Source organism: Flavobacterium sp. NKUCC04_CG (assembly GCF_019345525.1).
Lineage (GTDB): Bacteria > Bacteroidota > Bacteroidia > Flavobacteriales > Flavobacteriaceae > Flavobacterium.
Genome location: NZ_JAHKRA010000001.1, coordinates 240,021 through 259,472, shown reverse-complemented (window position 1 = coordinate 259,472; position 19,452 = coordinate 240,021). Strand labels below are relative to the sequence as shown.

Here is a 19,452-nt window from a genome sequence, read left to right as displayed (position 1 = left end):
CAAATCGAGAAACAACCCTAGCTTTTATTATTTACTAATATACTAGTTCTAGTTAATTAGTTCGATTCCATTGCTAATTAAATGAGCTACTTTGGGTCTTTGGGTCGTTAAGTTTGTTAGACGTTGTTTTGCTTTTTCAATCATCTCGTTATTATTTTGTATTGTATTTAATTCCAAAAGTTCTAAGGTTAGCAACCAATCGGATGGATGGTTTTGATCTAAATCGTTAAGAATGGCTTGGGTGTCGATTTTTTGATTTGAATCTCTCGCATCGCGAACTTGTTGGTACAATTGTTCCAGAGCCTTTTTCTTAGGGGTTCTATCGGATTTGATTGTTTTAGATGACGGTACATGGGTGATTAAATCAAAACTATTGTAGTCGGCTGGTCCGGAATAGGCCGAAACGATTTGTGTGCCTATGGCCATATCGTAAATACCCCATTCTGGTTGAAACAATACAGTGTCAAAATGAGTAACCGTACAATTTTTAAAACTGATAAGAATGATTTTGCCGTGTAGATTTCTCATGCCGGTAATGATTTCACCAGCTACGCGAATACCTCCTTCAAATTCCAAACTAACGTTTTCTCCTTCAGAAATCGAATAAGCATTTAAATCTTTAGGACTCATGTTTTCAATAGCTAAATTAACGCCTTTTAGGTTTCCTAAGGCGGTTCCATAGCCAGCAGCATGATAATCTTTTCCGTGTCCGACTAATTCCTTTTCTCTATAGGCTAGAGCGGTTGGACCTTCTGATTGAATATATATTGGCTTACCTTCAAACGCGATTACGTTGGTAAATTTACCAGAAATTTGAATTCCAGTAGTTAACTCTATGGTTCCAATGGCATTGGATTCTATTAATTTTTCTGCACCTTCTATACCGCCTTTTCGAATACCCATATTATTGGCAAACTCTTCCAATACCATACTTAGGTATGCGAAATCGGGAGTTACGTATAATTGCGGTTGTGGTTTGGTGATGTCAAAGTTTTGCTGTGCAGCGTTTATATTATAAGGTATTTTTTTTACGGCATCGGTCATACACCACGCACTTTCGCCTATGGATGAAAGCAGTCCAGCTCCGTAAATTTTTGGGTTTTCTAAGGTTCCTATTAATCCGTATTCTACAGTCCACCAATGTAAGTTTCTGATTTGTGCCATTTCAGACAACTTGCCCATATTGGATTGTAAATCATCAACTCTTTTTTCTACCGCTGCTATAGCTGTTGGGTCGGCATCTTCTGCTTCTTTTAGAATGGATAACAGTCGAATAGCTTCATACATCTCATAGTCTCTGGCGGAAGAAATGGCCTTGCAGCCAATTTCTCCAAAACGTCTTAAGTATTCGGCGTATTCGGGATTGGCTATAATAGGTGCGTGTCCTGCACCTTCATGTATGATGTCTGGTGCTGGAGTATATTCAATATGTTCTAGTTGGCGAATGTCTGACGCAATAACCAATACTTTATAGGCTTGAAATTCCATAAAAGCATTCGGTGGAATAAACCCATCTACAGCAACAGCAGCCCATCCGATTTCTTTTAAAATACGGTTCATACCGTACATATTGGGAATATCATTAATAGAAATCCCTGTCTGTTTTAATCCTTCCAAATATGAAGCATGTGCAACTTTACTTAAATAACTTACATTCTTACGCATCACATAGCGCCAAACTGCTTGGTTTATGGCAGTATAGTCGTCGTAGTGTTGCGGTTTTATGAATTGTTTAAGGTGTTCGGGAAGTCTGTTAATTAATGGATTGCTTTCGTAATCTTGCGTTTTCATCCTGTACTGTCGTTTATAAATGTATTATTGGTAAATATAACAAAATTTATTTACACATCATTTAGTGTGTTGTTATTGTTTTACAAAGATAATTGCAAACAAGAATTAACTTAATCTTGAAAAAAAATTAACGCTAATATTTTTTTACTTTGAATTTATTTATATCTTGCGCCAGATTAACTATTTTAAAATTAACAATTATGAAAAAATTATTTATGTTTTTGGCGGTAGCAGGATTGGCTACTTTTGGAACAGCATGTAGTTCAGATGACAGTACTCCAAATCCAGACCCGCAACCAGAACCAGGACAATTGGTTGTAAGTGCTAGTAAACTTACTCCAGAAGTTGGAGAAACGGTTACTTTTACTGTTAAAGAAGGAACGGCTGATGTTACATCAACTTCTGACATCTATGTTAACGGTAATAAAATTAGCGATAAAAAATTAACTAGCGCAACAGCTGGTGAGTTTAAAATCGTTGCTAAAAAAGCAAATTCTAAAGATTCTGCAGCAATTACTGTGAAATTTGTTGAAAAAGGGACTGAATTGAAACAATTAGTTTTAACTGCAACTCCTTCTACTATCGAACTTAATGCAGAAACTGTATTCAAAGTTACTTTAGATAATGCTGACGTTACTAGTACTGCTACTATTAAAGTTGGTGGTGTTGCTGTAACAGGTGGTAAATACAAAGGAACTGTTGCTGGTACTTTTAAAGCTGTAGCTTCTATGACAGGAGCTAAAGATAGTGCTGAAGTTACTATCACAGTTAAGCCTGCTGTCGTACCTGAACCTACTGAAAACTTCTTGAAAGTTGATGGTAATGTTATTGATTTAAAAGGAACTGCTTTATATCAGTACTTTAAAGTAGGTGGTGTTAACCATAATACAATTACTTTCCAAAATGCTGTATATGCTCGTTTTGATTATGTAACTTTATCTAGAGAGTTAACTGGAACAGTTGCTGCAGTAGATTTCGAAAACTATATTGCTTTAACAGTTTATGTTAAGCAAACAGTTGCTGTAGGTGCTGAGGTAACTAACCAAAATGTAGTTCGCCCTTGGCAAGCTGCTGCTAATGATGTTTTATTTGGTGGAGCAGACGGAGCAATTGGAGCTGTAGCATTTACTGGAGATGATGAGGTATCAGTTCGTTGGGCATTTGGTGCTCCAACTGAAGGATCTGGAGTTTGGTCATTTTCAATCGAAGATGGTTTCACTGTAGAAGGAAACAGTCTTGATGCTACTTTTGAAGGTCCTTTTGAAGGATACTACAATATAGTTGCTAATCCAACTGCTGCTCGTGCAAAAAACATTTCTTCTGTTAAAGAATTAAAAAGATTAACTACAAGTGTAAAAATGAATAAAGGAGCTGTTAGAGCGACTAAATAATTTTTAAACTTTATAGTTTAAACTCGTATATTTAATACAAGAGTTTAAATTCATTGTAAAACAGCAACAAACTAAAGTTTGTTGCTGTTTTTTTTTGTAGGGTATCTCGTTTACTGAGGGATTTTATTAGTAAGTGTGAATTATTAGTAGGGCCGTATTTTAACAATAGTTCGCTTTTATATAGATAACAGAGAAATCCTATAATTACGATTATAGTTTCTTGCTTTATCGTATAATGACTTAGAAAGGATGTAAACCTTTAAATTAGATTTTTCTATTGATACCAAATTATCTGTAAATAACGCTTGTGGTTTTGTTTTTCTCCGTTTAATATGCCCTCAGATGGTATGTTTTATGATTAATTATACGTGCTGTTTTACATCTTTTCCGACCTTGTTTCTTATGGTATCAATAACAATTATCACTTTAGTCCTTCCACATAGATTCCCTTTAATATGAATCTTGCTACTCTCGTAAACGAAGCTTAACTTTCTGTTCGCTGAATTTTTGTTTTGATGTGCCTGAACTAAAGGATTTCTTTCTTCTACAGTAGTTATCTTCATATTGATTTCTTTTTGCGTGCATTTCAATTGTTAGATGAATTTAAAAGGGTTAGGTTGCTTCTTTATATTTAGTTATACGGTAAAAAAGTTTCTTAATTAGTTTTTTAATGAATTATCGGAATGATTGAAATGTAGTAAGTTCTTTTATTTACAGTTTGAAAGTTTTTAAAATCAGTAGCACTATTTGAGTTCAAATAGTCGCTTGTTACTGTATTATTGCTGGTCTTGAGAATACGAACCTATGTTAGATTCCCTTTATTGTTATTCAATCAGCAAAAATCTTTGTTAATATTATCGAAATTTTAAAAAAAAATTAACGTTTAGATAATTTCGACATAAAATAATTTATATATTGCGTTGGATTAACTATTTTGAAAATTAAAAATTATGAAAAAATTATTTATGTTTTTGGCAGTAGCTGGTCTGGCTACTTTCGGAATAGCTTGTAGTTCAAGTGACGACAGTGATGAGCCTATTGACGGAATCACTTTAGTTGTGACAGCAAGCAATGCAACAGCTGAAATTGGAGAAACGGTTACTTTTACTGTTAATGAAGGAACGACTGATGTCACAGCCGATGCTGATATTTATATAAATGGGACTATAGCTCCAGACAAAAAACTAACCTCTAAAACGGAAGGGGAATTTAAAGTCGTGGCTAAAAAAGCAAATGCGATTGATTCAGAAGAAATTATAGTTAAATTCGGTCCTAAAGCAGTTAAGAAGTTAGTTTTGACGGCAACTCCAACTACTATTGATATTGATACAGAAACGGTATTTAAAGTGATATTAAATAATACGGATGTTACTGCTAGGGCTACTATTAAAGTTGAAGGTATAATTGTAACGGGAGGTAAATATAGAGGAACTGCCGTTGGAAGCTACATAGCTAGAGCTTCTCTAGCGGGTTCTGAAGACAGTAACGAGGTCACAATTATCGTTAAAGAAGCTGATGTAGTACCGCCAACTGAAAATTTTTTAAAAGTGGGTAATGCAGTTAAAGATTTGAAGCTTACTAACGTATTTCAGTTTTTTAAATTCGGAGGTGTAAACTTTCAAACGGTTACTCGGGATGGAGCTCTGTATGTTCCTTTTGGATTCAGAACTTTCATAAGTGATACCGGGCAAAGTACTATTGAAGATTATAAAAACTTTATTGGCTTTACCGTTTATGTTAAACAGAATGTTGCTGTAGGTAGGGAAGTTACCAATGCTAATGTTGTGCGTCCATGGCAAGTTGATGGAAGTGTTGCTGCGAATTGGATAATTGGGGATGTTTATGGTGCTATGAATGCGGTTGATTTCGACGCAAGTGAAGAAATTGATTTAAGCTTTTCTTTCACTAATCCTCCTTCTCCAGGATCTGCAAAGGGAATTTGGAAGTTTAGTATTGTAGGGGGAGTGACTCTCAATACGGGATTAAGTATTGATGCAGATTTTACAGGTTTTTTTGAAGGGTATTTCAATCAAAGTGCTTCAGCGGCTACTGCTGTTCTAAGTATTGATTCTAATCAAGCGCTTAAAAATAACGCAAAAATGTATCGTGTTAACACGAAGTAAACATTAAATACTGCGTCTCATCATTTATTAAAAATTAAAAGAGGCTATCCCATTTGTTTTGGGATAGCCTCTTTGTATTATTTAGTAAAAGTATAGTATTACTTCTTAGGAGGAAAGTCCTTAAGGATTTTCGCTACAAATTCAGTAATACGCGCTTCTTTTTTCTCCCTGTTTTTAGTCAAGTATCCTGTACCTACACCTTGCCAAACCAATTCCTTTCGTCCAGCATCTAGTACGTCAATATACAGATTTCCTTCTACTGAAGTAGAAACCGTATTATAGGTCGATCCCCAATATGGATTCCAACCCCATCCGTAACCCCATGGGGAATAGTAAGCATTTTGACTAACGTCAACACGCTGTTGTGCTTTGGTGAAAATGTTGATTAAAAAATCTGGATTAGCACTCTTCGTCATTCCCTTTTTTGTCAATTCCGTATCGATTGCAGTGAGTATACGTTTTTTATCCAAATCGGAGATTTCTGTTTTATCGATACCTTCTTTGAAAAAAGCATAGGTTTTGTAATTGCTAAAATCCGTTTTGTTATCATAGTCTGTAGCTACTTGAACGGAGCTACATCCGGTGATAAAGGCTAACGCAACTAATGGAATAAATTTTAAAAGTTTCATGATTGACAAGAATTTGGTTAATAGTGAGTTTATTTTAATAAATTTTCGTCTACCAAATTAGGCAATGTAACCCTTAATAAGGGCTCCACTTCCATAGCTCTTTGAATAGCAAAAATAGCTTCTTCATTTCTGGCCCAGCTTCTTCTAGCTATTCCGTTATTGACATCCCAGAATAACATCGATTTTAAGCGGTCAGAAGCCTCTTTAGTACCATCAAGAAGCATACCAAAACCACCGTTAATCACTTCGCCCCATCCAACACCTCCACCGTTGTGTATAGAAACCCAGGTTGCGCCTCTAAAGCTATCACCTATAACGTTTTGAATGGCCATATCGGCAGTGAATTTAGACCCGTCGTATATGTTAGACGTTTCTCGATAAGGAGAGTCTGTACCGGAAACATCGTGATGGTCGCGACCTAGTACTACAGGGCCAATTTGACCTGCAGCTATCGCTTGATTAAATGCCTCAGCTATGTTGATACGTCCTTCTGCATCGGCATATAAGATACGTGCTTGAGAACCAACTACTAAATTGTTGGCTTGTGCTCCCTTAATCCAACGGATGTTATCATCCATTTGTTGTTGGATTTCTTTAGGTGAACTTTTTTTCATTTCTTCCAATACAGCACAGGCAATTTGATCCGTTTTTAATAAATCTTCGGATTTTCCCGAGGCACACACCCAGCGGAATGGGCCAAAACCGTAATCAAAACACATGGGCCCCATAATGTCTTGTACATAACTTGGATATTTGAAATCAATGCCGTTAGCTGCCATTACATCGGCGCCAGCTCTAGATGCTTCTAATAAAAAGGCATTGCCGTAATCAAAGAAATAAGTGCCTTTAGCGGTGTGCTTATTGATAGCATTGGCTTGACGTCTCAATGATTCATGAACTTGTTTCTTGAAATTTTCAGGATCATTGGCCATCATCTCATTGGCTTCTTCAAAACTTAGACCAACGGGATAATATCCCCCTGCCCATGGATTGTGTAGGGACGTTTGATCAGAACCCAAATCGATATAAACGTTTTCTGTGTCAAATTTCTCCCATACATCGACTATATTACCGTGATAGGCAATGGAAACGATTTCTTTGTTTTCCTTAGCTTTCTTAACCCGTGCTACCAAAGTATCTAGATCTGTAGCAACCTCATCCACCCAAGCTTGAGAATGACGCACATCGACCGCTTTAGCATTGACTTCTGCACATACCGTAATACAGCCAGCAATATTTCCGGCCTTAGGTTGTGCGCCACTCATACCTCCTAAACCTGAGGTTACAAATAGTTTTCCTGCTAGACCTTCGCCTTGCTTTGAAATCTTGCGGCCTCCGTTTAATACCGTAATCGTTGTGCCATGAACAATTCCCTGTGGTCCGATATACATATAACTTCCGGCGGTCATCTGTCCATATTGAGATACACCTAAAGCATTGAATTTTTCCCAATCATCCGGTTTAGAGTAATTAGGAATCATCATGCCGTTAGTCACAACCACACGGGGTGCATTTTTATGCGAAGGGAAAAGTCCCATAGGGTGTCCAGAATACATTGCCAGTGTTTGCTCATCGGTCATTTCAGACAAATATTTCATCGTCAATAGGTATTGCGCCCAGTTTTGAAAAACAGCACCATTTCCACCATAAGTAATCAGTTCATGCGGATGTTGAGCAACAGCATAGTCCAAGTTGTTTTGAATCATCAACATAATGGAACGCGCTTGTAGCGATTTCCCGGGATATTCATCTATAGGACGGGCATACATTTTATAATCGGGACGAAAACGATACATATAGATACGACCGTATTTTTCGAGTTCCGATTTAAACTCTTCTAAAAGCTCGGCATGTTGTTCGGGTTTAAAATAGCGTAAGGCATTTTTCAAGGCGAGTTTCTTCTCGTCTGTACTGAGTATTTCTTTTCTTTTAGGAGCGTGATTAATCGAATAATCATAAGATTTAGGACTCGGCAATACGGTTGGAATCCCTATTTGAACCTGTTCTTTAAAATTCATGTCTAAAAATTTAGTATAAATGGATATTTATGCGTCTTATAAATGGTTTACAAGACTTTTTTTCTTATTTTTATTAGGAGTATAAGTCATTGGTAATGATCATTATAGCTCTTAGGGTAAAAATACAAAAACAACTGTAATGATTGAATACAAACAACGTTCAATTAATATGATAATAAAAGTTTAAAATTATTGAATTTTACAGAAAAATGCTGTCAATTTGTATAAAATGTATTACAAGATTTTAATAAACCAAAAATGGGTTCCAAAAGGCTTTGTCGGAGTCACGATATACCCGTTCATTATCTTTAAAAAAAGGGATAGCCTTGCAGACGAGATTTTGATTGCCCATGAAAAAATTCACATCAAACAACAATTAGAATTGTTGGTGGTGTTTTTTTATATCTGGTATATCTTGGAATTTTTAATAAAAGTAGTACAATTAAGAGATAAAAAAAAGGCATATAAAGCAATTTCATTCGAACGCGAGGCGTACTTACATGAAACGGAGCTAAATTATTTGCAAACGAGAAAATTTGCGGCTTTTTTAAAATATATATAATGTTTGTAGAACAACAAATCGAAAATCAAAAGGTAGAACTTTTCTTTAAGCATGACATCTCGCTTTATATTAAAAGAGAAGATTTATTGCATCCACAAATTTCTGGAAATAAATTTCGGAAATTAAAGTACAATTTATTAAAGGCCAAAGATTTAGGTTTGAATACACTTTTGACATTTGGAGGGGCATTTTCCAATCATATTGCTGCCACAGCTGCAGCGGGTAAAGAATTTGGTTTTCAAACGATAGGAGTGATTAGGGGGGAAGAATTAAGTAAGCAGTATTTAGACAATCCTACCTTAAGAAAAGCTGAGCAGAACGGTATGTTATTAAAATTTATTACCCGAAAGGCTTATAGGGAAAAAACGGAACCCCATTTTCTAGCAGATTTAAAAACCGAGTTCTCGAATTTTTATTTGATTCCGGAAGGAGGAACTAATGATCTCGCTGTGAAAGGTTGTGAGGAAATTTTAAAAGAACAAGATCTAGAGTTTGATTATATTTGTAGTGCCGTAGGAACGGGAGGTACTGTAGCTGGATTAATTAATTCTGTAGAAGATAAACAATTTGTATTGGGCTTTCCGGCACTTAAAGGAAGTTTTCTGAATGCGGTAATCGACGGTTTGGTAGTTCGTACTAATTGGAACTTAATTCACGATTATCATTTTGGTGGCTATGCAAAAACTACTCCGGAATTGATGCAGTTTTTAAAAGTTTTTCATCAGAAAACGGGAGTTTTATTGGACCCTATATATACCGGAAAGATGATGTATGGTATCATAGATTTAATCGAAAAAGACTATTTCCCTAAAGGAAGTAAAATATTGGCCATTCATACCGGTGGTTTACAGGGATGGAATTCAAAATTTGATTTAGAATTAGTTAAAATATAAGTTATGCTAAAAAAAGTTTTTTTATTTGTGTTTCTTGCTTTTTTAGTGAGTTGTGGCTCAACTAATAGCAAGAGTAGCCTTACAAAGAAAAAGAAGAAAAGGACGGAATTGATTAACAAGGCCTCTTACAGAGCTCAGTTAAATAAGAAACCGATTAAGTCGAGAGAAAATGGTACTATGGAGACTTTAGAGGCGACTTCAAGATTGAGTGTAACCAATGATATGATTCGAGAATATATTATGCGTTACAAAGATATTGCTAAAAATAATATGGCTGACCATGGGGTTCCAGCGAGCATTACTTTGGCACAGGGAGTTCTGGAATCCGGTTCCGGGCAAGGCACACTGAGTCAAAACGCTAATAATCATTTTGGTATTAAATGCCATCAAGGGTGGGAAGGTGAATCTGTTCGACATACCGACGATGCGCCTGATGAATGTTTTAGAAAATATGAAACCGCAGAAGAATCCTATAGAGATCATTCGATGTTTTTAACCAAAAGAGGAAGATATTCGAAATTGTTTGAATTGGATAAAGGGGATTATATCGGATGGGCTCGTGGTTTGCGTGCTGCCGGTTATGCTACAGATCCTAAATATCCTGAGAAATTAATCAGCTTAATTGAGCGGTACCAATTGTTCAATTTTGATGCCGAAGTATTGGGTAATAAATATGTAGCAGTAGTCAAATCCGTTCCCGTAACAACTTCAGCATCGGCTTTAACTACTAATTACAATAGCTATAAAGTGTCGGGAGGCGATACCTTGTTTTCTATATCGAAGCGTTACAACCTCACGGTAGCTGAATTGCAAAAATTAAATAATTTACCCGACAACACAATTTCAGTCGGACAAATCTTAAAAATAAAATAATGTTATATCAAAGAAGCAGTCAGCTTTTTGCAGAGGCAGAAAAAGTAATTCCAGGTGGTGTCAATTCACCTGTTAGAGCATTTAAATCCGTTGGAGGAACACCCATTTTTGTAAAAAAAGCTGTAGGTGCATATTTATATGATGAAGACGGAAACAAGTTAATTGATTATATCAATTCTTGGGGACCGATGATTTTAGGGCATGCCTATGAACCCGTAGTTAATGCGATTATAGAAAAGGCAAAGTTGGGAACTTCCTTTGGTATGCCAACTGAAATAGAGACTAAAATTGCAGAGTTGGCGGTATCCATGGTACCTAATATCGATAAAATTCGCTTTGTCAATTCTGGAACAGAAGCCTGTATGAGTGCGGTTCGTTTGGCGCGTGGTTATACAAATAGAGAAAAGATTATCAAATTTAAAGGTTGTTATCACGGGCACTCAGATTCTTTCTTGATTCAAGCTGGAAGTGGTGCTGTTACTTTCGGTTCTCCGAATAGTCCTGGTGTAACTCAAGGAACAGCCAAGGATACCTTGTTGGCTAACTATAATGATTTAGAAAGCGTAAAAATGCTTTTTGAAGCCAACCCAAATGAAATAGCCGCTTTAATTATTGAACCTGTTGCTGGTAATATGGGGTGTATTCCGCCCAATAAAGGATTTTTAGAAGACCTACGTGCACTTTGTACGCAGTACGGCAGCTTGTTGGTCTTCGATGAAGTAATGACTGGATTTCGCTTGGCTCGAGGAGGAGCTCAAGAGCTGTTTGGCGTAGCAGCGGATATCGTAACTTTTGGAAAAGTAATTGGTGGTGGACTACCGGTTGGGGCTTTTGCCGCTCGTACAGAAATTATGGATTATTTAGCGCCCGTTGGACCGGTTTATCAGGCTGGAACCTTATCGGGAAATCCATTGGCGATGGCTGCAGGATTGACCATGTTGCAATCGATCGAAAAAGATTTGGATTTATATACGCGCTTAGAGGAAAAAACAGCATACCTAGAAAAGGGTTTGCGCAACGTTTTGTTTCAAAATAATATAAATCATACCATCAATAGAGTGGGATCCATGATTTCGGTGTTTTTTGATAGCAAACCCGTTTTTGATTTTGAAACCGCCGCTAACGGAGATAACGAAACCTTTAAAAAGTTTTTTCACGGACTGTTGGCACAAGGAGTTTATATTGCTCCTTCAGCCTATGAGACGTGGTTTATTACCGATGCCTTGACTTATGAAGATTTAGACTTTACAATCAATGCAGTAAATACTGTTTTTCAAAACGCAGGGTAGTCTAAAGTAATCATAGTTTGTAAAATTAAGGAATGTAAAAAAGCTACTAGAGGTAATCCCTGCTAGTAGCTTTTTTATTTAAGGTAAGCTCCCGACAAACGCTTCGTCGCTCAAGGTTTTCATAAAAGAGATTAAATCGTACTTTTCTTGCTCTGTAAGCGGTATTCTATTGGCATTGTTTTTGAAAACCGGATCGAGATTGTCTGAGTATAATACACCCTTGTCGAAATAATCTAAAACCGCTTTTAAAGTGGCAAACTGACCAAAACTTCCATAAGGTGCCGTATAGGCTATATTGCGCAAAGAAGGTACTCGAAAGCTCATATAATCGGTTGCTACACCTGTAACCCTGGCGCGGCCCGCTTCATTGGTAGCTGTGTTGACGGGGAAGCCAATGTTCCTAAAGCTTTGGTCGGTAAAGAGCGCTGTACTATGACAGCTGGCACACTTTTGTTGAAAAGTTTGAAAACCCCGGTTTTCAGTTTCCGTAAAATGAGCTCCTTGATTGTTTTGAACTCGGTCGTATTTGCTGTTGGCTGATATGAGTGTGTATTGATATTGGGCTATGCTGCGATAGATTCTATCAGCAGTAATATTTATGTCGCCAAATGCCTTATAAAACAATTCTTTATAGGTCGAATCCCCTTGAATTTTATCAATTACTTCTACAATCGAAGAATGCATCTCTTCAGGAGTTATAATGGGTACTAAAACTTGGTTCTCTAACTGTAGCTTACTACCGTCCCAATTGTAAAAATTTAAAAAGGCTAAATTTTGTAAGGGAGGAACATTCCGTAGGCCAATTCTACCGTATATTCCAACAGCCTGCACCTGATTATCGGCAAAAGCATTTGTTTTAAGATGGCAACTGGCACAGGATATACTGTTGTCGGCACTAAATCTTTTTTCATTAAAGAGCTTTTGACCTAATTCAACGCCGTATAGAGTAGGTTTATTTTCAGCCACGGCATTGTTCAATGGGGGAAAGCCGGCTGGAATTTGTAAAGCAAACTCGGGATTGTCAAATTGAATCGGCTCGGGTTCCTCATTGGCACACGAAGTTAATAACAATAGTGCCCATAATAGGACTAAATTTTTTTTCATTCTAGAAAAGTGTTTTCAACTAGATTTAAATAATGCGCCGCCTTAAATATAAAAACAAGGCGACGCTATTATGCTTTTTAATTTTCTACGTTTAGTATCGAAAATATACCCGTTACATCATTAGAACCGTTTCCGCCTAAATTATCAACAAACGGAACCATTTGACTGGCTGTATGTATATTTGGAGTCGCGTTGTCATCCATTCCGTTTCCGGTTTTCAATGTAATCGTATGGGTTTTTCCACTCAATAACTGGTCAAAATCTGCCTTGATTACTATTTTAGGAGCCTTAGCACCTACTTGTGCATGTATGGGAAGAGTAAGTATGATGTCTCTATAAGAGTCAACACCCTGAATATAACTGCCTTCTTCTCCTTCGATAGTGCTTCCTGTGTGAATAGATAAGATTTTTTTATCGGTGTCGTAAAAACCTTCGATTTTGGTAAAGCGGTAGCCCGTTCCCCATTCCCACATCATTTCGGTATCGTTAGCTCCTGCTGTGGCGTAGAAAATTGGGAATTTCACCTGATTTAAAACATTTAAATCCCTTTTTACGCCCAGTCCGAATTTTAGTTGTTTATAATCGCCAGTAGGGATGTTGTTTAAAGTATGATGCAGCGTTGCCGGTTTAGATTGGTCAATCACAGCAGCTCCTTTGTCCAAATCATTAATGTTATAAGGAATTTCCGTTCCGTCTGTTTTGATTAGACGAATATTACTGATGACATATTTTAATTCGGAAAATTGATGCAATTGTCCCGCTGCTGAGGTATTTACAGTAGCCTGGCTAGAGGCGACATCGCCGAGTACAATGGCAATGTCTTTAAAAGTATTGTTGAAAGCTAAAGTTACGTTGTTGGCTACAGGCTTGCTGTCATCACTTTGACAAGAAGCAAAAATTAATGAAATTGCCGTTAATAAAAGATATGTTTTTATATTTTTCATGTTGTTTGTATTTTTAAATGTTTAGAAATTAAATTTTAATGAGGTAAAAATGTTACGTCCGACTCTGGGAATATTACCCCAATCAGCATAAGTACTGTAGTATTTGTTAAAGATGTTTTCCGCGCCGATTTGAACTACGACACCCTTGTTTTTGACTGTAAAGCGGTAGTCGGCTGAAAAATTACAGACGGCATAAGACGGTGTTTGATCTTCTCCATATTCGGGGCTGTAGTTCAGTTGTTCAAAATCGCCATTAACCGATGTTTGAAACCCGAAATTACGATAGCCAAAATGCAGCGAAGTTTGATAACTCAAGGGACGGATAAAGGGTAGATTACCATTTTTGTCATCTTGACCACGTGCATAGGTTAAGGTTCCGCTCCAATGTAAATCGCTAAGAATGTGGTAATCGGTGTTTAGAGCGAAATTGAATAGTTTCGCATGGTCTAAGGAAGTGTATCCCTTTACACCAACCGATTGATAATTCATTGGACTACCCAAACTCAATACCTTACCGATAACGTAATTTTGGATATAGAAATAGTTGACCTTGGCTTGAATATTCCATTTCCCACTTTTAAAACCGGCACTTGCATTGGTCTCGTAAGAGATTTCGTTTTTTAAATTGGGATTCCCAATATAATCGTATCGGTCAAAACTGTTGTAGATGTAATAACCATAAGCTTCAGATACCGAAGGTGCCCTATGGCCGTAACCCGTTCCGAGTGAAAAGCGAAATCTACTAAGGTTAAACTTGTAGCTGGCGTAGAGACTCGGCAAATACCGCGTCTTTTCTTGAGGTGCTTCAGGATAAAAAATCCAATTAAATTCAACGTATTTGGAATGATTGTAATGAACTCCTAAGGAACCGCCGAAGTTCAGTTCGCTCTCGTCGGATATTTCCCATGTATTAGTTGTTGAGATACTGGTATGAGCTGTGGTAACCCACGGCCAACTATAGGCAAACATGCTGCGCTCGCTGCGGTCTTGCGGATACATGCGCATTTCGGCTATGGATAAATTGTGGTAAGCGTTGATTTGGACTTCAGAACGATAACGATTATTCTGTAAGTCCAATCTGGACACCAAGCCGTAAGTGGTATTCCAGCCCGGCATATCCATGTGTACCAAATTCTCAGGACGTGTGGTATCATCCATATAGTGTTCTATTGCATTGAAATATAATTTAGTATCCCAAGCTTTTACTACCCCATCTTCAAATAACTGCTTGTAAGAGGCAGAAGTGATAATCGCCCTAGACAGCCATAAATCCATTGGTAAAGCCGGATAACCAACATCTTTAGCTACATCGAATATCGCATCTACTCTTACCGACGATAAGGCAGTGGTTTTATAAGCCAAACCCAAGGAAGTGTTCAACTTCTTGTATTGGGAATGTTCTACCTCGTTCTTATTCCCATCTTTGTAGTTGCTGGCCTTCCGATACGAAATACTTCCATCCGCAACAAATTTCTCACTGGAATACGACAGATTAGCTAAGTTTAAAAACTGTTTATTGTTAAATTCTAAACCCGTTTGATAGGCACCGCTCCATTGCTGTTCACGACCAAAAGGAGTGTTGTTTCTTTTTAGGTCGATACTTCCCGCAATGGTTGCACCTTGTAGACTTCCTTCTTGTCCGGATTTAATATCAATGCTCGACAAGTTATTACGCTCTACATAGGAAGTAATCGGATCCATTTTATCGGTACAGGCTCCAAAAACGTGCATTCCATCAATAGTAATCGTCGAACGCTCCGTACTCATATTGTTGAGTAAAGGCTCCCAGGCAAAGGCACCTCTTTTAATAAAACTGATTTGATCTGAAGAGGCCAAAAATTCATCTATCGTTACCGCCATTTTTATATCGGTTTCGATTTTCTTTTTAGCGATAACAGTCAAATCGATGTTATCTAAGGCAGTTATAGTATCGTTTTTAATGGGCTTATTTTGGGCACTTACAGCGATTCCCCAAAAAAGTAAAACTAGGGTTGTAGGTCTCATAGGAACTAAAATAAAATATCGATATATAGTTCACTTTTTGCACCATCAACTCCAGGCGTAAAATCTGTCGAAACGGGAGAACCCTTTATAATTTTACCATTTTGATCGCGTAAAATAAAATTCAAGGTCCAATTGCCGGTCATTGTATAATTGACAACTCCGTAATAAAAGCCATCGGCAGCTTGTTTTAAATCTTGATTGTTTGGCGATGTATGATTGCCCATCGAAGGTTCTGGCATTCTGGGGTCCAAGAGCAAAGTGTGGTTTTGAACCTCAGAATAGGAACCCAAACTGGAATCTGGAAAAATACCGTCATGATTGTTTGAGGAATCGGATTGATAGATTCCTGCAATGAGTTGATTTTCGGATACGTTTGGTTTCTGAGGTGCTTTTAAGGCAATGATATATTGCCTGCCGTCATTACCCGTAAAAGCGGTCATATTTAGATTTTTGTTGATCTGTTTGTAAACGGTAACAGCTTGACTAACCGAAACGGTTTGACCGTTATCGGTAAAATGAATAGATAGTGTCCAACTGCCGTCTGTACTCTCATTTGGAAAAACGGTATATCCGGAATATTGTTTGTCCGCGGCATCATAAACCCAATGGTAGCTGTGAGGACACGAAACTTTTTCGCCATTTGTTTTCTCCAAAACGGCTAAAAAAGCGACCGCTGCATTGCTCAATACTTCGTTTTTCGCAGTATTGAAAATCTGTATCTTAATTTCATTAAAACCTTTATACAGGGTGCCGTTCAAGGCTTGAATGTTGATTTTATAGATACCTGAAGTAATAGAAACCACCTCTTTAAAGTCGTAATATTCGGGTACTATCGTATTTATTTCCTCTTCGTAGTCCGTTTTATCCACGGTACAGGAGGTCATGGCAAAAAACAGTGCCATTGCAAAAAAGGTATAGCATTTCATGTTTTGCGGTTTGTTTAAATGGGCGTTGCGTACAGCGTACTAAATGTTTTTTATCGTTTAGCCAATTTTAAATTTTGAGAAATAGGAAACTCACCAATGCGGTAGCACAGCGGATGTACTGTCGCAAAAACAACCAGATTTTAGTGGCTTTTATACGAGAGCAATAGCGTCTGTAATGAGTTTAGTATTTCTGCGGATTTCAATGGCATAAAATCGAAAAGGAATGGATAGCTCGACACAACCCAGTAGCAGCATTTATGCCAGGGGCGATGTTTTTTATAAATAAAACAAGGAACTCATCCAGTGGATTAAGGATATAGCGGGGGTCTAAAAACAAAAGTTGCAAAGGAGAAATGATACCTATTATCATAGGTAAAAAGCGGTTTTAAGTTGCTTTTGATCTTAATATATCGGGGAAGTTCCCATGAAATTTCTGTGTAATAGGTCAGGTTTTTTTCTAGCGAAAAAGTGTGTTGCTTATCTTTATTGTTGTCGGATTCTGCTGTTTTTGCAAGCTCTTTTTTTAAATGACACTTACCGTTACAGTCCATTTTGGGTTTGTCTTTATTGACACAGAGCTCATTTTTTATATAGTCATAAAACACCACATATTCTAGAGCCGGAAGCACCGGTCTAAACAGTATAAATAGGGATAATATGAGGGTTATATTTTTCACAATACAAAGGTCAATCGTTTTTTATCGACCACCAAGTTTAAGATTGTTTGTATTAAATAATGGATTGATTAAGTAAGTCAACAGCTTTTTAAAATTTAAAAACGATAATCTATCTGCTGTAATGGGTTCTGCATACCGTTGTTGTTTTAATGAATAAAGACATTGATATAGGGTTTTTAAAAGTAAAAAAAGCAGTATTTTAATAGGTTGTGCTACTGCTTTTTTACTTGATGAAACCAGGACTTGTTTACGTATGTCCGTTTTTCTGTTTATTTACAGTAACTGCACTTATCCATCATTTCTTGTTTTACGATATTTTTCGGGAGTTTGGTTTGTTCCTTTTTTAAAAAAAGTGATAAAATAGGAGGCGTGCTCAAATCCCAATTCATAGGCAATTTCACTAATCGATAAGTTGGTATAATGCAATAACCGCTGCGCCTCGAGTATCAAATGTTTTCGAATCAAGTCCCCAGAGGTTTGTCCCAAGGTTTTTTGACAAATTTTATTTAAATAATTAGTGCTTAAATTAAGCATTTCGGCATATTCCGAGGGCATTTTGTTGGTCTTAAAGTTTTTGACAATCAGTTTTTGAAAAAGCTGTACTTTTTCTCGTGCAGGATTAGTCGTATGAGCCGTCTTTAAGGGGCTGTGAATGCGTTCTAATTCGATTAATAAAATATTTAAATACGAGCGCAGGGCATTGATTGAAACCTTACGCAGGTTGTTAAATTCAGCGCACATAAAAGACAATAACGTATACAGATAACTGGAATTATCTTCAGATACAGTCATGGCACTGAGCGATTCTCCATTAAAAAAAGAGAACTGGTTAAGGATGTTGTTGTTGTATCTCAACAAGAAAAAGTCTTCGGTAAAGCAGATGATTTTTCCTTGAGCTTCTCGGTCTATTTTTATTTCGGTAATACAATGGGGTTTTATAATGATTACTTGCGCATCATCGATCGGTTTTCTGTTATTATCAATAACCACATTTCCTTTGCCCTTCTCGATAACTAAGAGGGTATAAAAATTGCTTTCATGAGGAAATTCCAATGCGGGATATCGTTCTAATAATCCTGCAATGGAGCTAATAAAGAAATTACGCGCATCATCAAATAAACCAATATCGCATACCGGCAAGCGGTTTGATTGCATAATATTTAGTTTTTAATTTATACTCGACTTATTCTAAAAAAAGTTAAGCGAGTTCAGGGGGCTGAAATAAAGAAAAAACTAAGTTAGAAATGATAAACTTTGAATGGTATTTGGGATATGTTCTAGGTGATAAAACCGTTGAGGTTACAACCGTTTGATAGGAGATGTTTTCATAAAAAAGGGGTTGTGCCTCTTTTATTTTGATGATGGGAAGGTCTGGTTTTTTGTCGGAATCGGCGGAGAGTTCCTGTTGAAGGTAGCAAGTTCCATTACATACTGGAATGGCGTCAAACCGATTAATACAAACATTTTGAGCGATATAGTCGCGATTGATATAGAATGCAGTTATGATCCAAAAACTTGAGGTATTTTGGTAAATAAAAGAGAGTAGTAATAAGATTAATATACTTTTCTTCACCTATTTGGATTTTTCTTTAAGCAAAATTACAATTTCTTTTATCAATCGATCAACATCTGCGGCATTAGTTCCATCGTATACGCCTCTAAGATGACGATTTTCGTCGACTAAGATAAAGCCGCCACTATGGGCATATCCTCCAGGGGCTTGTGGCTCTTGATAAGCCTGAGTATAATATCCCTGTTCTGCTAATTTATAAATATCTTTTTTCTCACCGTGTAAAAAGTGCCATTTTTTGGAATCGACGCCTAATTGCTCAGAATATGCTTTAAGCACTGGAATCGAATCGTTTTCGGGATCGATGGTATGAGAAACGAAAAGCACCTCCTTGTTTTTTTTAAAAACGTCATAAACCCTTTTAAGTTGTTGATTCATAATCGGGCAGATGGTTGGGCATTTTAAAAAAATAAAATCGGCTATGTATATCTTGTTGTTAAAAGACGCATTGGTAATGGCTATACCTTCCTGATTGGTTAAATTAAAATCGGGGACCTTAAAGTGTTGGATTACTTTAGTTTGATTTTTAGACATAACCGTATTGTGATTACCTAAATAGGGCAGTTTGTCCGCATTAGTACACGAAATAAAAATAAGTATAAAAGAAATTAGTAGTACATTTTTCATCGAGTGCAAATATAATCAATTGTTTAGTATA

At 36.9% G+C, this 19,452-nt stretch carries 18 protein-coding genes; 6 read left to right on the top strand and 12 right to left on the bottom strand.

The window, feature by feature from the left end:
• Positions 1-48: 48 nt before the first annotated feature.
• Positions 49-1,791 (bottom strand): aromatic amino acid hydroxylase, encoded by a 1,743-nt coding sequence (locus KO524_RS01020; protein ID WP_219288308.1) that lies wholly within the window; start codon positions 1,789-1,791, stop codon positions 49-51.
• A gap of 215 nt (positions 1,792-2,006) precedes the next feature.
• On the opposite strand from KO524_RS01020, the gene KO524_RS01015 reads away from it, so the two are divergent.
• Positions 2,007-3,182, top strand: coding sequence for a hypothetical protein (locus KO524_RS01015; RefSeq protein WP_219288306.1), 1,176 nt, complete (start codon positions 2,007-2,009; stop codon positions 3,180-3,182).
• Between the two features lie 362 nt (positions 3,183-3,544).
• On the opposite strand, the gene KO524_RS01010 is transcribed toward KO524_RS01015, so the two are convergent.
• Positions 3,545-3,745, bottom strand: coding sequence for a hypothetical protein (locus KO524_RS01010; protein WP_219288304.1), 201 nt, complete (start codon positions 3,743-3,745; stop codon positions 3,545-3,547).
• 387 nt (positions 3,746-4,132) lie between these two features.
• Here KO524_RS01010 and KO524_RS01005 point away from each other — a divergent pair, with 387 nt between their 5' ends.
• The gene (locus tag KO524_RS01005; RefSeq protein ID WP_219288302.1) at positions 4,133-5,305 is read left to right on the top strand and encodes a hypothetical protein; all 1,173 of its coding nucleotides are present in this window, start codon (positions 4,133-4,135) and stop codon (positions 5,303-5,305) included.
• 98 nt (positions 5,306-5,403) lie between these two features.
• On the opposite strand, the gene KO524_RS01000 is transcribed toward KO524_RS01005, so the two are convergent.
• Positions 5,404-5,934 carry a DUF4136 domain-containing protein gene (locus tag KO524_RS01000; RefSeq protein WP_219288300.1) on the bottom strand — a complete coding sequence of 177 codons (531 nt, stop codon included), beginning with the start codon at positions 5,932-5,934 and terminating at the stop codon, positions 5,404-5,406.
• A 29-nt stretch (positions 5,935-5,963) separates the two neighbouring features.
• On the bottom strand, positions 5,964-7,952 hold the full coding sequence (locus tag KO524_RS00995; protein ID WP_219288298.1) for a urocanate hydratase: 1,989 nt from the start codon (positions 7,950-7,952) through the stop codon (positions 5,964-5,966).
• Between the two features lie 229 nt (positions 7,953-8,181).
• Between KO524_RS00995 and KO524_RS00990 the strand changes: the two genes are divergently transcribed.
• The 4 genes from KO524_RS00990 to hemL are packed head-to-tail and all read left to right on the top strand — an operon-like array spanning position 8,182 to position 11,569.
• Complete coding sequence (locus tag KO524_RS00990) at positions 8,182-8,514, top strand: hypothetical protein (protein WP_219288296.1); 333 nt, start codon at positions 8,182-8,184, stop codon at positions 8,512-8,514.
• Entirely contained in the window at positions 8,514-9,407 is an 894-nt protein-coding gene (locus KO524_RS00985; protein WP_219288295.1) for a 1-aminocyclopropane-1-carboxylate deaminase/D-cysteine desulfhydrase, read from the top strand. The genes KO524_RS00990 and KO524_RS00985 overlap by 1 nt, the downstream gene beginning before the upstream one ends.
• Before the next feature lie 3 nt (positions 9,408-9,410).
• Positions 9,411-10,280 (top strand): glucosaminidase domain-containing protein, encoded by an 870-nt coding sequence (locus KO524_RS00980; RefSeq protein ID WP_219288293.1) that lies wholly within the window; start codon positions 9,411-9,413, stop codon positions 10,278-10,280.
• A complete protein-coding gene (gene hemL, locus KO524_RS00975) occupies positions 10,280-11,569 on the top strand; it encodes a glutamate-1-semialdehyde 2,1-aminomutase (protein ID WP_219288291.1) in 1,290 nt (429 codons plus the stop codon). Before KO524_RS00980 ends, hemL begins: the two co-directional genes overlap by 1 nt.
• 78 nt (positions 11,570-11,647) lie before the next feature.
• Here the strand turns inward: hemL and KO524_RS00970 are convergent, their stop codons facing one another.
• The 8 genes from KO524_RS00970 to KO524_RS00935 all read right to left on the bottom strand — a co-directional run bounded on the left by KO524_RS00970 (position 11,648) and on the right by KO524_RS00935 (position 19,421).
• A complete protein-coding gene (locus KO524_RS00970) occupies positions 11,648-12,673 on the bottom strand; it encodes a cytochrome-c peroxidase (RefSeq protein WP_219288289.1) in 1,026 nt (341 codons plus the stop codon).
• Positions 12,674-12,750: 77 nt separating this feature from the next.
• Positions 12,751-13,617, bottom strand: coding sequence for an MbnP family protein (locus tag KO524_RS00965; RefSeq protein ID WP_219288287.1), 867 nt, complete (start codon positions 13,615-13,617; stop codon positions 12,751-12,753).
• Between the two features lie 21 nt (positions 13,618-13,638).
• The gene (locus KO524_RS00960) at positions 13,639-15,621 is read right to left on the bottom strand and encodes a TonB-dependent receptor (protein ID WP_219288285.1); all 1,983 of its coding nucleotides are present in this window, start codon (positions 15,619-15,621) and stop codon (positions 13,639-13,641) included.
• Positions 15,622-15,626: 5 nt separating this feature from the next.
• The gene (locus tag KO524_RS00955) at positions 15,627-16,547 is read right to left on the bottom strand and encodes a hypothetical protein (RefSeq protein ID WP_219288283.1); all 921 of its coding nucleotides are present in this window, start codon (positions 16,545-16,547) and stop codon (positions 15,627-15,629) included.
• Positions 16,548-16,855: 308 nt separating this feature from the next.
• A complete protein-coding gene (locus KO524_RS00950; RefSeq protein ID WP_219288281.1) occupies positions 16,856-17,224 on the bottom strand; it encodes a hypothetical protein in 369 nt (122 codons plus the stop codon).
• A 288-nt stretch (positions 17,225-17,512) separates the two neighbouring features.
• Entirely contained in the window at positions 17,513-18,379 is an 867-nt protein-coding gene (locus KO524_RS00945; protein WP_219288279.1) for a helix-turn-helix transcriptional regulator, read from the bottom strand.
• A 43-nt stretch (positions 18,380-18,422) separates the two neighbouring features.
• The gene (locus tag KO524_RS00940; RefSeq protein ID WP_219288277.1) at positions 18,423-18,797 is read right to left on the bottom strand and encodes a hypothetical protein; all 375 of its coding nucleotides are present in this window, start codon (positions 18,795-18,797) and stop codon (positions 18,423-18,425) included.
• Positions 18,798-19,421, bottom strand: coding sequence for an SCO family protein (locus KO524_RS00935; protein ID WP_219288275.1), 624 nt, complete (start codon positions 19,419-19,421; stop codon positions 18,798-18,800).
• Positions 19,422-19,452 lie beyond the last annotated feature (31 nt).

What these genes read in the sequence shown, in the direction of transcription:
- KO524_RS01015 (WP_219288306.1), top strand. Translation starts at nt 2,007, where the DNA reads ATGTTTTTGGCGGTAGCAGGATTGGCTACTTTTGGAACAGCATGTAGT.
- KO524_RS01010 (WP_219288304.1), bottom strand. Translation starts at nt 3,745, where the DNA reads ATGAAGATAACTACTGTAGAAGAAAGAAATCCTTTAGTTCAGGCACAT.
- KO524_RS01020 (WP_219288308.1), bottom strand. Translation starts at nt 1,791, where the DNA reads ATGAAAACGCAAGATTACGAAAGCAATCCATTAATTAACAGACTTCCC.
- KO524_RS00935 (WP_219288275.1), bottom strand. Translation starts at nt 19,421, where the DNA reads ATGAAAAATGTACTACTAATTTCTTTTATACTTATTTTTATTTCGTGT.
- KO524_RS00955 (WP_219288283.1), bottom strand. Translation starts at nt 16,547, where the DNA reads ATGAAATGCTATACCTTTTTTGCAATGGCACTGTTTTTTGCCATGACC.
- KO524_RS00980 (WP_219288293.1), top strand. Translation starts at nt 9,411, where the DNA reads ATGCTAAAAAAAGTTTTTTTATTTGTGTTTCTTGCTTTTTTAGTGAGT.
- KO524_RS01005 (WP_219288302.1), top strand. Translation starts at nt 4,133, where the DNA reads ATGAAAAAATTATTTATGTTTTTGGCAGTAGCTGGTCTGGCTACTTTC.
- KO524_RS00960 (WP_219288285.1), bottom strand. Translation starts at nt 15,621, where the DNA reads ATGAGACCTACAACCCTAGTTTTACTTTTTTGGGGAATCGCTGTAAGT.
- hemL (WP_219288291.1), top strand. Translation starts at nt 10,280, where the DNA reads ATGTTATATCAAAGAAGCAGTCAGCTTTTTGCAGAGGCAGAAAAAGTA.
- KO524_RS00970 (WP_219288289.1), bottom strand. Translation starts at nt 12,673, where the DNA reads ATGAAAAAAAATTTAGTCCTATTATGGGCACTATTGTTATTAACTTCG.
- KO524_RS01000 (WP_219288300.1), bottom strand. Translation starts at nt 5,934, where the DNA reads ATGAAACTTTTAAAATTTATTCCATTAGTTGCGTTAGCCTTTATCACC.
- KO524_RS00990 (WP_219288296.1), top strand. Translation starts at nt 8,182, where the DNA reads ATGTATTACAAGATTTTAATAAACCAAAAATGGGTTCCAAAAGGCTTT.
- KO524_RS00985 (WP_219288295.1), top strand. Translation starts at nt 8,514, where the DNA reads ATGTTTGTAGAACAACAAATCGAAAATCAAAAGGTAGAACTTTTCTTT.
- KO524_RS00995 (WP_219288298.1), bottom strand. Translation starts at nt 7,952, where the DNA reads ATGAATTTTAAAGAACAGGTTCAAATAGGGATTCCAACCGTATTGCCG.
- KO524_RS00945 (WP_219288279.1), bottom strand. Translation starts at nt 18,379, where the DNA reads ATGCAATCAAACCGCTTGCCGGTATGCGATATTGGTTTATTTGATGAT.
- KO524_RS00965 (WP_219288287.1), bottom strand. Translation starts at nt 13,617, where the DNA reads ATGAAAAATATAAAAACATATCTTTTATTAACGGCAATTTCATTAATT.